Source organism: Haematospirillum sp. H1815, assembly GCF_012102705.1.
Taxonomy (GTDB): domain Bacteria; phylum Pseudomonadota; class Alphaproteobacteria; order Rhodospirillales; family Rhodospirillaceae; genus Haematospirillum.
Map to the genome: position 1 here is coordinate 475,372 of NZ_JAAVTA010000001.1, position 11,144 is coordinate 486,515.

Annotated in this window: 14 protein-coding genes; all 14 read left to right on the plus strand. The window is 60.8% G+C overall.

Features of this window, described 5'->3' with window-relative positions:
- Positions 1-5: 5 nt before the first annotated feature.
- The 14 genes from HEQ60_RS02285 to HEQ60_RS02350 are packed head-to-tail and all read left to right on the plus strand — an operon-like array spanning position 6 to position 10,979.
- Entirely contained in the window at positions 6-536 is a 531-nt protein-coding gene (locus tag HEQ60_RS02285; RefSeq protein ID WP_167804536.1) for a hypothetical protein, read from the plus strand.
- Positions 536-2,053, plus strand: coding sequence for a phage portal protein (locus HEQ60_RS02290; protein ID WP_168069017.1), 1,518 nt, complete (start codon positions 536-538; stop codon positions 2,051-2,053). Before HEQ60_RS02285 ends, HEQ60_RS02290 begins: the two co-directional genes overlap by 1 nt.
- Positions 2,050-3,912 carry a phage major capsid protein gene (locus HEQ60_RS02295; RefSeq protein WP_168069019.1) on the plus strand — a complete coding sequence of 621 codons (1,863 nt, stop codon included), beginning with the start codon at positions 2,050-2,052 and terminating at the stop codon, positions 3,910-3,912. The genes HEQ60_RS02290 and HEQ60_RS02295 overlap by 4 nt, the downstream gene beginning before the upstream one ends.
- A 19-nt stretch (positions 3,913-3,931) precedes the next feature.
- Positions 3,932-5,008 (plus strand): phage major capsid protein, encoded by a 1,077-nt coding sequence (locus tag HEQ60_RS02300; RefSeq protein WP_168069021.1) that lies wholly within the window; start codon positions 3,932-3,934, stop codon positions 5,006-5,008.
- Between the two features lie 17 nt (positions 5,009-5,025).
- Positions 5,026-5,202: a hypothetical protein gene (locus HEQ60_RS02305; RefSeq protein WP_168069023.1), complete on the plus strand. Its 177-nt coding sequence runs from the start codon at positions 5,026-5,028 to the stop codon at positions 5,200-5,202.
- The gene (locus HEQ60_RS02310; RefSeq protein WP_168069025.1) at positions 5,199-5,537 is read left to right on the plus strand and encodes a hypothetical protein; all 339 of its coding nucleotides are present in this window, start codon (positions 5,199-5,201) and stop codon (positions 5,535-5,537) included. The genes HEQ60_RS02305 and HEQ60_RS02310 overlap by 4 nt, the downstream gene beginning before the upstream one ends.
- Positions 5,524-6,063: a hypothetical protein gene (locus tag HEQ60_RS02315; protein ID WP_168069027.1), complete on the plus strand. Its 540-nt coding sequence runs from the start codon at positions 5,524-5,526 to the stop codon at positions 6,061-6,063. Before HEQ60_RS02310 ends, HEQ60_RS02315 begins: the two co-directional genes overlap by 14 nt.
- Complete coding sequence (locus HEQ60_RS02320) at positions 6,060-6,602, plus strand: hypothetical protein (protein WP_168069029.1); 543 nt, start codon at positions 6,060-6,062, stop codon at positions 6,600-6,602. The genes HEQ60_RS02315 and HEQ60_RS02320 overlap by 4 nt, the downstream gene beginning before the upstream one ends.
- Positions 6,599-7,270: a phage baseplate assembly protein V gene (locus HEQ60_RS02325; RefSeq protein ID WP_168069031.1), complete on the plus strand. Its 672-nt coding sequence runs from the start codon at positions 6,599-6,601 to the stop codon at positions 7,268-7,270. The genes HEQ60_RS02320 and HEQ60_RS02325 overlap by 4 nt, the downstream gene beginning before the upstream one ends.
- A gap of 50 nt (positions 7,271-7,320) precedes the next feature.
- Positions 7,321-7,659, plus strand: a complete 339-nt coding sequence (locus HEQ60_RS02330) for a GPW/gp25 family protein (protein WP_168069033.1) — start codon at positions 7,321-7,323, stop codon at positions 7,657-7,659.
- Positions 7,659-8,573, plus strand: a complete 915-nt coding sequence (locus HEQ60_RS02335) for a baseplate J/gp47 family protein (RefSeq protein ID WP_168069164.1) — start codon at positions 7,659-7,661, stop codon at positions 8,571-8,573. The genes HEQ60_RS02330 and HEQ60_RS02335 overlap by 1 nt, the downstream gene beginning before the upstream one ends.
- A complete protein-coding gene (locus HEQ60_RS02340; RefSeq protein ID WP_168069035.1) occupies positions 8,534-9,199 on the plus strand; it encodes a phage tail protein I in 666 nt (221 codons plus the stop codon). The genes HEQ60_RS02335 and HEQ60_RS02340 overlap by 40 nt, the downstream gene beginning before the upstream one ends.
- Positions 9,196-10,461 carry a phage tail protein gene (locus HEQ60_RS02345; RefSeq protein WP_168069037.1) on the plus strand — a complete coding sequence of 422 codons (1,266 nt, stop codon included), beginning with the start codon at positions 9,196-9,198 and terminating at the stop codon, positions 10,459-10,461. Before HEQ60_RS02340 ends, HEQ60_RS02345 begins: the two co-directional genes overlap by 4 nt.
- 8 nt (positions 10,462-10,469) lie before the next feature.
- Entirely contained in the window at positions 10,470-10,979 is a 510-nt protein-coding gene (locus tag HEQ60_RS02350) for a hypothetical protein (protein WP_168068306.1), read from the plus strand.
- Positions 10,980-11,144 lie beyond the last annotated feature (165 nt).

Here is an 11,144-nt window from a genome sequence, read left to right on the forward strand (position 1 = left end):
TGCCTATGTTCGCCATCCAGAAAGAGATTACAGCGGGTACATCGCTGGATATTCGTGCAACGCTCCCCGCCTATCCACCCCCGGACTGGACTCTCCGCCTGCTTCTCAGGGGTCCCGCACCCCTTGACCTGGAGGCAGAGCCTGACGGCCTTCAGCACCGCATAAGCGTACCGGGGAGCCGGACCACGCTGTGGCCGCCCGGCACATACTGGTATACGGCACGTGTATCCGACGGATTCACCGTATACGACCTGAAATCGGGCGCGATATTGGTGCGTGATGACCCCGATAATATTACCGGCCTTTTTGACGGTCGCGGCCATGTCATGAAGGTCCTTGAGGCTGTCGAAGCCGTTATCGAGGGGCGGGCCACGATCGACCAAAGCAAGTACAAGATCAACAACCGTGAGCTGGAACGCACACCGATCCCCGATCTCCTCCGCCTCCGGGATACGTACCGGGCGGAACTGAAAAGAGCCCGGCTTGCCGAACGCGGTCAGAGCCTTTTGGGGCGGCAGGTTCTGGTGAGGTTCTGATGAAAATCCTGGACCGGCTATTCAGGCGTACGGCTTCCGCAGTCCGCCGCCGCCCCGGCACCCGTTTCTCCCGTAACTTTTTCGATTCCGCCTCGACGGACCGGTTGACCCAGTCCTGGAGCACAACGCCTGTCAGCGCTGATGAGGTCGTGCGCAGGAACTATACCTCATTGGTTGCCCGTTCCAGACATGAAGCCGACAACAATGACTACGCGAAGAAATTTGTTCGGTTGTGTGTGCAGAACATTGTCGGGCCCAAGGGGGTTCTTCTCCAGGCGCAGGCCCGCGATTTCGACGGCAACCTGGATAATTCGGCCAATGACGCACTGGAAGATGCCTGGGACCGGTGGGGGGCCGCCAAAAGTTGTGATATCGGGGGCCAATTGAGCTGGCGGGCCCTACAGTCTCTTTGCATCACCAGCGCCGCCCGGGACGGCGAGTTCTTTATAAAAATAGTCCATGGCCCGGATGCAGGCCCGTGGGGGTTTGCGCTCCAGGTGATTGACCCTACCCGCTGCCCTGTGCACCTCGACCAGGACCCCCGGACCGGAGGATCATTCATCCGCCAGGGTATTGAATTCAATATGTCGGGGCGCCCCCTAGCCTATTACTTCATGACAACAGATGACGGGCGCCCTGACTATAGCGTTGAGGGCAAGAATTATCGCCGCATCCCGGCCAGCGAGATTATACACGGGTTCCTTCCTGACATTGTCGGGCAGAAGCGTGGCTTGCCCTGGATGGCGACAAGCCTGTGGCGCCTGCACATGCTGAAAGAATTCGAGCATGCCGCCCTGGTCAACGCAAGAACAGCTGCTGCAAAGTGCGGCTTCTTCAAGCACGAATTCGAGACAGGTGACACTCTTGACGAAAACGAAGAGCTCTACATGGAGGCCAAGGCCGGGGTCTTCCAGGAGCTTCCCGCAGGTGTGAGCTTTCAGGAGTGGAATCCGTCCTATCCCTCCGGCGAGTTCCACGCCTTTCAAAAAGCCATGCTGAGAGGCGCGGCCAGTGGCATGGGGGTCGCCTATAACAACCTGGGCAATGATCTGGAAGGCGTGAATTACTCAAGCATCCGGCAAGGCACACTCGACGAGCGCGAACACTGGAAGTGGCTCCAGGAATGGCTGATCGAGACCCTGCATGAACCCGTCTTCAAAGCCTGGCTCCCCAAAGCCCTTCTCCATGGTGTCGCGATGGAAAACGGAGGAACCCTTCGCCCGGACCGGCTGGAAAAATACAGCCGCGTTGCCTGGCAGCCGCGCCGCTGGCAGTGGATCGACCCCGCCGCCGATATAAAGGCTGCGATCGCCGCGAAAAACAACATGCTGTCCTCCCCCTCGCAGATCATTCGTGAACAGGGCCGGGATCCGGATTCCGTGTGGCGGGAAATCGCCCGGGATATCTGCGCGATGGAGGCGGCAGGCATCCCGAAAGAATACATCGGCAGTGCAATTGGCTTGGCCCTCGGGGCGCCCACGCAAGCGGGCGCGGAAAAAACCGGAGAACCTGAATGAGTAGTCCACAAACCCTGACCCCCGAGATGATCAATACGCGCGATGGCGAGCGCCCGGGCCTGACCCGGTCCGGTCGGGTGCGCGCGTTTGATGAAGGAAACCGCTGCGTCGAGCTGGCGTTCTCGTCCGAAACGCCTGTTTTGCGCTGGTTTGGTGAGGAAATTCTCGACCATGCCCCGGGCGCCATGGATACCAGCAGGCTTGACGACGGGGCCCCATTTCTGGTCGGGCACAACCCGGAGGACCATGTGGGCGTCGTGGAAATGGTTGAAACAGGCGCAGACCGCAAGGGCCGCGCCCGGGTCCGCCTTGGTAAATCTGCACGGGCTCAAGAAATCCTCGACGATATTCGCGATGGCATCCGCCAGCATGTGTCGGTCGGCTATACGGTCGATGACGTCGAGGTCCATAAACGTGACGGGCAGCCGGACCTTGTTACTGTACGGCGGTGGCAGCCTTTTGAAATCTCATTGGTTTCCATCCCCGCCGACCCGTCCGTCGGGGTCGGGCGCAGCATGGAAAAACCGCCACAGGACTTCAGGCCGCACGTCGCGGAGACTGACGACAACAACACCCACATGAGGATTGGAGCGGGAATGGAAAAGACGACAGACACGGTCGAAGCCAAGGTAGCGACTGCCGAGGACCCTGTTCAGGCTGAGCGGGCGCGTGCGACGGCTATTCTTGATCTCGGGCGGCAGTACAAGGCCGAAGCCCTGGCCAGCCAAGCCGTGACGGCGAACCGCAGCGTCGATGAGTTCAGAGACGACCTTTTGAAGCATATTGCGGCTGGCTCCAGTCCCGCCCTTGATGTGAGGTCCATCCCAACTGTCGGGCTGACCGATAAAGAGTGTCGGTCGTTCAGCATAATCCGGGCCATTCGTGCGCTCGCAGAGCCTGCAGACCCCGATATTCGCGAGGAAGCTTCTTTCGAGCTTGAGGTAAGCCGGGCTGCCGCGCGTGCCATGGGGAAAAAGCCTCGCGGGATCATAATCCCCCACGAAGTCCTCGAACGCGCACTCAACACCTCAAAGGACGGCGCGGCGCCGGGCAATACAGGCGGTTATCTTGTTGCCACCGATTATATGGCCCAGTCATTCGTACAGATTCTGCGCAACCGCACTGTGGCTATGAAGCTTGGCTCACCGATGACAGGCCTGGTGGGCAATGTGGAAATCCCGGTACAAGTCTCCGGAACAGCGGGTTACTGGCTAAAGGAAAGCCAGAATGCACCAGAGACGGTCCCTTCATACAGTTCAAAGACACTCACGCCACGGACAGTCGGCGCTCTGGTGCCGATCACGCGCCGCCAGCTTATGCAATCCAGCCTCGATGTCGAAGCAAAAGTGCGTGCCGACCTGGCCGCCGCCCTCGGGGGAACAATCGACAAGGCTGTCTTTTACGGGACAGGCGACGAAGCCCCCCGCGGACTGTCCCGCTTGGACGGGATCAATGTCGTCCGTCCGGCCACTCCCGGCAAGCCTACATATGACGAGCTGGTAGAGATGGAATCCGTGATCGCTGCCGCCAATGCGGACACCCCGGAAATGGCTTATGTCCTGTCCAGCCGGACAAAGGGCTGGTTGAAGACGGCACAGAAATTCGAGGGAACAAATGGGGCGCCCATCTGGGAGCCGGGTGACACCGTCAATGGCTATCGCGCCGAGACGACAAACCAGGTTGAGCCCAATGATATCTTTTTTGGCGATTTCTCTGAACTGATTATCGGCCTGTGGGGCGGGCTTGAAATCACGGTGGACACAGCAACAAACAGTGCGTCTGGCGGAATCCGGGTCATTGCGTTCCAGGATTGCGATTTTCTCGCCTGCCGCCCCGAATCATTCTGCCTAGCGCGCTGATTAGGACGGAGGAAAAGAGATGAATGTTGCGTCTGGCTCCAGTCCCGCCACTGATGTGCGGCCCATCCCGACTCTCGGGCTGACCGAGGAAGAATGTCGGTCGTTCAGTATAATCCGGGCCGTTCGTGCACTGGCATACCCCGGCACCCGCGTGTCAGCTTCTTTCGAGCTTGAGGTAAGCCGGGCTGCCGCGCAAGCCATGGGTAAAGAGCCTCGCGGGATCATCATTCCCCACGAAGTCCTTGACTGTACTCTCGGCACATCAAGGGACGGGGGCGCCTTGGACAATCCAAGCGGTTGTCTTGTCGCCACCGATTATAGGGCTCAGTCGTTTATGCAGACCTTGCGGAATCATGCTGTGGCTATGAGGCGCGGCAGGCAGCTGACGGGCTTGATCGGGGATATTGAGGTCCCGGTGCAAGTCGCCAAGGCGACCACGTACTGGGTTGCAGAAGACGAAGACGTGCCGGAAACAGTGCCTGCGTTCAGTTCAAAGACACTCACGCCACGGACAGTCGGCGCTCTGGTGCCGATCACACTCCACCAGCTCATGCAACCCAGCCTCGACGTCGAGGCCCTGATTCGTGCCGACCTGGCCGCCGCCCTCGGGGGAACAATCGACAAGGCTGTTTTTTACGGGACAGGCAGCAAAGAAGAACCGTGTGGGCTGTCCCGGATTGACGGGGTGAATGTCGTCCGCCTGGCCAGCCCCGGCAAGCCCACATATGACGAGCTGATAGAGATGGAAGCCGTAACCGCGGCCTCCAATACAGCGGCCAAGGGAATGACCTATGTCCTGTCCAGCCGGACAAAGGGCTGGTTGAAGACGGCACAGAAATTCGAGGGAACAAATGGGGCGCCCATCTGGGAGCCGGGTGACACCGTCAATGGCTATCGCGCCGAGACGACAAATCAGATTGAGCCCAATGATATCTTTTTTGGCAATTTGTCTGACCTGATTATCGGCCTGTGGGGCGGGCTTGAAATTCCGTTTGACTCGATAACAAGGAGCGTCAGCGGCGGAGCCCAGTTCATTGCATCCCAAGGCTGTGATTTTCTCGTTCGCAGGCCCGAATCATTCTGCCTGGCTCGCTGATTATGAGGGAGGAAAAGATGACTGAAGAGACTGGGGTCCGGGTGCAAGTCCTCGGGCCGTTTGTATACGATGGTCTAATCCGTAATGCGGGTGATGAGGTCTGCGTCCCCGCCCATCTTGCAACCAATCTGGTTGCGCGGGGCAGCGCGACCTTTGCGGCTCCAAAACCGGCTCTGGAGAAAAAGGCCAAGTGACAGGGTTTCACACGTGGGAGGAACTGGGGCTGTTTCTCAACCCGAAAGAGTTTGCAGAAACAGCTGTCCTCCAGCTGCAAAACGGCACCGAGCGCACTGTTACCGTTCTATACGATGAACCCTACCTTGATGTTGAGTTGGGGGAGTACTGCGGTGACCGGACAGAGCCGCGCCTGAACGGAAAAATGTCGGATCTTGGAGACGTCCGGCGTGGCGATACGGTCTTGATACTGCGGACGGGTGAGGTTTTCGACGTTCTTGGGGGCGCTCAACCCGATGGGACCGGCTGGGCTGTTGTTCCTCTCGCGAGTGTAAACAAAGATGCTGGGTTTTGAAATCAATACAGCAGAGTTAGCGCGGATTGCAGATGAGTTCTATGCATCTGAGTCCGTCGTCCAGCACGCCCGCAGCCGCGCTTTGCACAAGACTGCATTATACATTACCCGCCTTGTCAAAAGCGGGCTGTTGGGTGAGCTCCAGCTGAGCAATGCAAAGGCGCTGCGGACGCGTTTGAAGAGTCTCAAAGGTGACGGAGCTTCAGCCGGGTTGTGGATCGGGGCCAACGCCATTGAAATCTGTCGATTCCGCGGGAAGCCCCGGACTTCAGCCAGAGGGGTTTCGTTCCGCTCGCAGGATTTTGCAGGCTCTTTCATGGCCCGGCTCCCAAGCGGTCATACATCTGTTTATCATCGCTCCAGGAAGCGTCGTCTTCCCATCGAAGAGCAGGCTCTGCCTGTGCACGAGGCCATTGCCGCGTTCACCGAGACAAAGGCAGTACCTGAAATCAGCAGCGTATTTTATCAGTATTTCTCGGATGAAATCCGCATGCGCACTGTTTACGGTCCGAAAGGGCGCATATGAACGCCAGGACGCAGGTTACAGTCGAGGAGGTCCAGGGCGCGATACGGTCTGCTGTCCGCGCCGCATTCCCGGCGATGAAGTGCGCAGACTTTTATTATGATGACAGGGCGCGCTTGCCTGTTCCCGCATGCCTTCTGGAACTGACCGAGATGGAGCCGTGCGCGGAAAGCGATCCGGGGACCGGCCAGCTGGCCGTGACAGCGCGTTTCAGCGCATATCTTCTCATCGGATTCCGGACTGAGCGGGCGCACCTCAGCATCTGTACCCTGGCGGCGGCTTTTGCCCGGCTCGCACACCGAAACCGCTGGGGTCTGCCGGTTGAGCCCGCGACGGTCACCGCGATCAGCCCCGACCACTTCAACCCCGAATTTGATCAATACCTGGTCTGGCGCGTGGACTGGCAGCAAATCATCCATCTGGCGCCGAGCGTTTGGGATGACGATGATCCTGTACCCCGCGTCGCGCTGGGCAGCTGGTCACCAGAGATCGGACCCGCCTACGAGCCTTCCTATACAACGACAGAAAAAGACAGCGTATGAGCTGGGGCCTTGGAGAGCTGGAGAGACGGCTTGCGAACATCATCCGGGCCGGTGTTGTGGAGGCGCTTGACGCTTCGGCGGCCCGTGTTCGGGTGCGCAGCGGCGACCTTTTGACAGGCTGGCTCCCATGGTTGACACAGCGTGCCGGAACTGACCGGACCTGGTGGGCGCCGGAGCCCGGGGAGCAAGTCCTTGTCCTCGCGCAAAGCGGTGACCTTGCGCAGGGGTTTGTTCTCCCGGCTCTCTACAGGGCTGCGCATGCGCCCCCCGCAGATCAAGCGACAATCCATCGTACGGAATACGCCGATGGCACTTTTTTTGACTATGACAAGGCCGCCAGCCGGCTGACCATCAGCAGCCCCGGCGAGGTCGTTGTACGCGCCGCCCGGACTCTCACCGTTGACTTTGACGGGGTAGTGACTGTCCGGTCCGGCGCGCACATTACGATAGACGCACCCACCGTCACTGTAACAGGTGATCTGACGGTAGAAGGCCGCTTGACCTATCTTGCCGGGATGTCGGGGTCTACAGGCGGAGCTGATGCGGCGGCGATGATCAGCGGCAGCATTCATGTTGTTGACGGCGATGTGACAGCCGGGGGCACAAGCCTGCGGAACCACGTTCACACCGGCGATTCCGGGGGGACCACAACCGCGCCGACAGGCTAGGGGAAAAACCGCCACAGGACGCAGGAGCGCTGTGTTCACAAGATGGACGCATGAACGGCACCAACGCAAAAACGGGCAAGCCCCTCTCCGGGCTCGATCATCTCTCACAAAGCATCAGGGATATCTTGACGACCCCTGTTGGGAGCCGGGTTATGCGGCGTGATTACGGCAGTCGGTTGCCATCCCTGGTCGATGCGCCCGTCAATCGCAGCACCATACTGGAGCTTTACGCGGCCACAGCCGAGGCTCTCGCCCGCTGGGAGCCGCGTTTCAAGCTCCAGCACGTGCGCATTCTCGAAGCCCATGTCGGCGGCATCCTCATGGACCTGACCGGAATATACCTGCCTGAAGGCCGTCAGGTTTCTTTGCCCGGAGTGCGCGTCCAGTGATGAAAGAAGCCCGGTACAGCGCCATTGACCTGTCGCAGCTTCGACCGCCTGATGTTGTCGAACAATTTGATTATGAGTCTGTTCTCGCCGACATGCTCGCAGCCCTGCGAGCATACAAAAACCAGAACGGCGAAGCCATTTTTACAGCGCTGGTTGAGAGCGACCCGGCGTTAAAGATCCTTGAGGTCGCGGCATACCGGGAAATGATTGTCCGGCAGAGAGTCAATGAGGCGGCTCGGTCTGTCATGCTGGCCTATGCCACAGGCACAAATCTCGATCATCTGGGGGCTTTGCTGGGTGTCGCCCGCAAGGTCCTGCAAGCGGCCAACCCGCAGGCATTCCCCCCCGCAGCCGCAGTGCTGGAGAGCGACGACGACTACCGCCGCCGGATTCAGCTCTCTCTTGAGGGCTTCAGCTCTGCCGGACCAACCGGGGCCTATATCTTTCATGCATTATCCGCAGCGCCGGGGGTCAATGACGTTGATGCTTTCAGCCCCGCGCCCGGCGTTGTGGCGGTAACGGTCATGTCAAATGACGGCGATGGGACGCCCGGCGCAGACCTGCTGGCAGCGGTGCAAGAGCGCCTGTCTGATGAAAGTATCCGGCCCCTGACTGACCGCGTTGTGGTTCAGGCTGCAAAGATCCGCCCATACACCATACGCGCCCGGTTGCTTTTCCATGATGGCCCAGACCGCGAGGCCGTCCTGGCCCACGTCCGGACTATGGCCGAAAAGTTTTGCCGCGACCACCACCGCCTGGGGGCCGATATCACGATATCCGGGCTATATGCCGCGCTGCATCAGGCCGGTGTTCGGAAGGTAGAGCTTCTGGAGCCGACAGAGACAATCAGTATTGACCGGGCCGAGGCTGCGTGGTGCACAGACGTAGACATTCTGGAGGGCGATGCCCCATGACGGACGATTTGTTGCCGCCGAATGCCTCTCCCGAAGAAAAAGCCCTCAGCCGTGCCATGGACAGGCTATCTGCTGTCCCGGTGCCTGTCGGCGGCATGTGGAGGCCAGAAGAAATCCCCGCTTCCGCGCTCCCCTGGCTCGCGTGGGCGTTGTCGGTGGACGTGTGGAACCCGGACTGGCCGGAAGCGCGGAAGCGGGCGGTGATTGCGGCTTCGTTTCAAGTCCACCGCCACAAGGGGACGCGACGGGCGGTGCGCGAGGCGCTTGAATCGCTTGGGGTTGACGTCACGCTGACCGAATGGTTTGAAGCTGACCCGCCCGCACCCGTCCATACGTTTACCGCCGAGATTGCCACCGATGGCCCGGTCTCCCCCGCGCTGTCTGAAGATGCCCTGTCCATGATCCGCGCCTCCAAGAATGTTCGCTCGCACCTGACCGCCCTGCGCGTGGTCATGCAGCAGGCCGGCGCAACCCCACAGACGGCGGCGGCCTTGCTTCTGGGTGAGACCGTCTGCCTGCGTCCCGCCCCCCCGGTCGATCCGGTTTCCCTCGCCCCCGCCCCCCTGATGGCCGCCGCCCTGTACGGCGCGGAAACGGTCACTGCCTATCCGCTGGAGGCCGCATGAGCGCACCCCACTATTACACTTTGGTAACCGACGCGGGTCATACCCGCCTGACTGGAGCCCTTGCTACATCCAAGCCGGTTGTTCTGACCCATTTTGCTTTCGGCGACGGCAACGGCGCTGCCTATGACCCGACGCCGGATCAGACCGCCCTGCGCCGCGAGGTCTGGCGGACAGAGATTAACGCCATCCGCACCGATCCGAAAAACCCCGCCTGGCTGACCGTCGAGGCGGTGATCCCGGCGCGGGTCGGCGGCTGGACCGTGCGCGAGGCCGGTGTGTTTGACGCCGACGGCATCCTGATTGCCGTCGCTAAATATCCCGAGAGCTTCAAGCCTCAACTGGATGACGGCGTTGGTAAAGACCTGTGCTGCCGCATGATTTTGCAGCACGGCAACGTGAGCGCCGTGACCCTGAAAATTGACCCGTCGGTGGTGCTTGCAACCCGTGATCATGTTTCCGCAGAGGTCGCCGCCGCGATCGCTTCTCATGCCGGTCCCGGTCACAGCCCGCCGGATGCGTCAACCACAGTCAAGGGACTGGTCGAGCTGGCCACCACCGCCGAGGCCCGCGCCGGGTCGTCCACCCATCTGGCCGTCACCCCGGCAGGCCTGAAAGCGGCCATGGACGCCGCCACCATTCCTGCCGCCACCCCCATAACACGCGGCATTGTTCGGCTGGCGACGGCGGACGAGGTCAGTGCCGGAACGGATGCGGAAAAGGCGGTCACGCCTGCTGCGCTGGCCCAGGCTTTTCCCGCCCCGGTGGGCAGCGTGATCATGCACGCCGGGCAGGAGCCGCCGCCACTCTACCTCAAATGTGACGGCGTGGAACTAAAACGGGCTGAATACCCTGAACTGTTCGCAGTCATCGGAACCACATTCGGGAGTGGTGATGGTTTTACAACCTTTGCCCTGCCTGACCTGCGTGGTGAATTCCTGCGCGGATGGGACGATGACCGGGGCGCAGATCCGGCGCGGAAATTCGGGTCGTGGCAGGTCGCGACCGCATTTTGCGGTGATGGCGATGGCGGTCACGCCTTGATCCCAAACCTGAATGATCCAACTCACGCCCGGGTGCTTGGGTGGGATCTGGATACGGCGCCGAATAACACTCAGACAGTGCACGCCGCCTGCACATCAACTTTTCCGGGATCCTACCCGGCTGCGGGTATCCACAGGCCCGGCACAGCTTCGGTCGGAACGGATTTCGCCCGCGTCCGCCCCCGCAACGTCGCCCTGCTCCCCTGCATCCGCTTTCGGTGAGGTCCATTATGAACTGTACTGTCTATCGTGTCTCCGACGGCCTTTACGCGGGCGAACGTATCTTGGGTCGAGGCAACCTGAACCCCCGCTCGCCCGGTTCATGGCTAATTCCAGCCGGGTGCGTCACCGTCCCGCCGCCTGCTCTGGCCGAAGGCGAACAGGCCCGCTGGGATGGAACGGCGTGGGTGGTTGAGTCTGTGCCGGACACCGCCGCAGAGGTGGCCCCGGACGCCGCAGCCGCAGCCGCTGAAGCCGTACTGCCTTCTGCCGCGCTGGTTCAGGCCGAAGCCCGTCGCCGCCTGGCTGCGACGGACTGGTACGTTGTCCGCCAGATCGAAACCGGCGAGGCTGTCCCCGCGCCCATTGCCCGCTTCCGCGCCGCCATCCGCGAACGCTGCAACGCCCTGGAAGCCGCAAACCCCATCCCACCCGATTACTACGCCGATCAACACTGGCCACACACGCCGGGTGGTGAGGAAGAGGAAAAAGCGCCACAGGACAAGCCAGGTAAAGCATAGATGATGACGAACGCTTCTAGGTGGAGGTTCAAACGTGCCTGAAACATTTCTTCATGGTGTCGAGGTTCTGGAAATTGATGCCGGACCACGCCCGGTGCGGACCGTCCGGTCTTCGGTGATCGGGGTTGTGGGGACGGCGCCGGGGGCGGATGCGGATCGTTTTCC

Bases quoted from the DNA above. Each gene is read 5' to 3' on its own strand.
- HEQ60_RS02330 (WP_168069033.1), top strand. From the start codon at position 7,321: ATGAACGGCACCAACGCAAAAACGGGCAAGCCCCTCTCCGGGCTCGAT.
- HEQ60_RS02290 (WP_168069017.1), top strand. From the start codon at position 536: ATGAAAATCCTGGACCGGCTATTCAGGCGTACGGCTTCCGCAGTCCGC.
- HEQ60_RS02325 (WP_168069031.1), top strand. From the start codon at position 6,599: ATGAGCTGGGGCCTTGGAGAGCTGGAGAGACGGCTTGCGAACATCATC.
- HEQ60_RS02345 (WP_168069037.1), top strand. From the start codon at position 9,196: ATGAGCGCACCCCACTATTACACTTTGGTAACCGACGCGGGTCATACC.
- HEQ60_RS02285 (WP_167804536.1), top strand. From the start codon at position 6: ATGTTCGCCATCCAGAAAGAGATTACAGCGGGTACATCGCTGGATATT.
- HEQ60_RS02305 (WP_168069023.1), top strand. From the start codon at position 5,026: ATGACTGAAGAGACTGGGGTCCGGGTGCAAGTCCTCGGGCCGTTTGTA.
- HEQ60_RS02295 (WP_168069019.1), top strand. From the start codon at position 2,050: ATGAGTAGTCCACAAACCCTGACCCCCGAGATGATCAATACGCGCGAT.
- HEQ60_RS02350 (WP_168068306.1), top strand. From the start codon at position 10,470: ATGAACTGTACTGTCTATCGTGTCTCCGACGGCCTTTACGCGGGCGAA.
- HEQ60_RS02335 (WP_168069164.1), top strand. From the start codon at position 7,659: ATGAAAGAAGCCCGGTACAGCGCCATTGACCTGTCGCAGCTTCGACCG.
- HEQ60_RS02315 (WP_168069027.1), top strand. From the start codon at position 5,524: ATGCTGGGTTTTGAAATCAATACAGCAGAGTTAGCGCGGATTGCAGAT.
- HEQ60_RS02300 (WP_168069021.1), top strand. From the start codon at position 3,932: ATGAATGTTGCGTCTGGCTCCAGTCCCGCCACTGATGTGCGGCCCATC.
- HEQ60_RS02320 (WP_168069029.1), top strand. From the start codon at position 6,060: ATGAACGCCAGGACGCAGGTTACAGTCGAGGAGGTCCAGGGCGCGATA.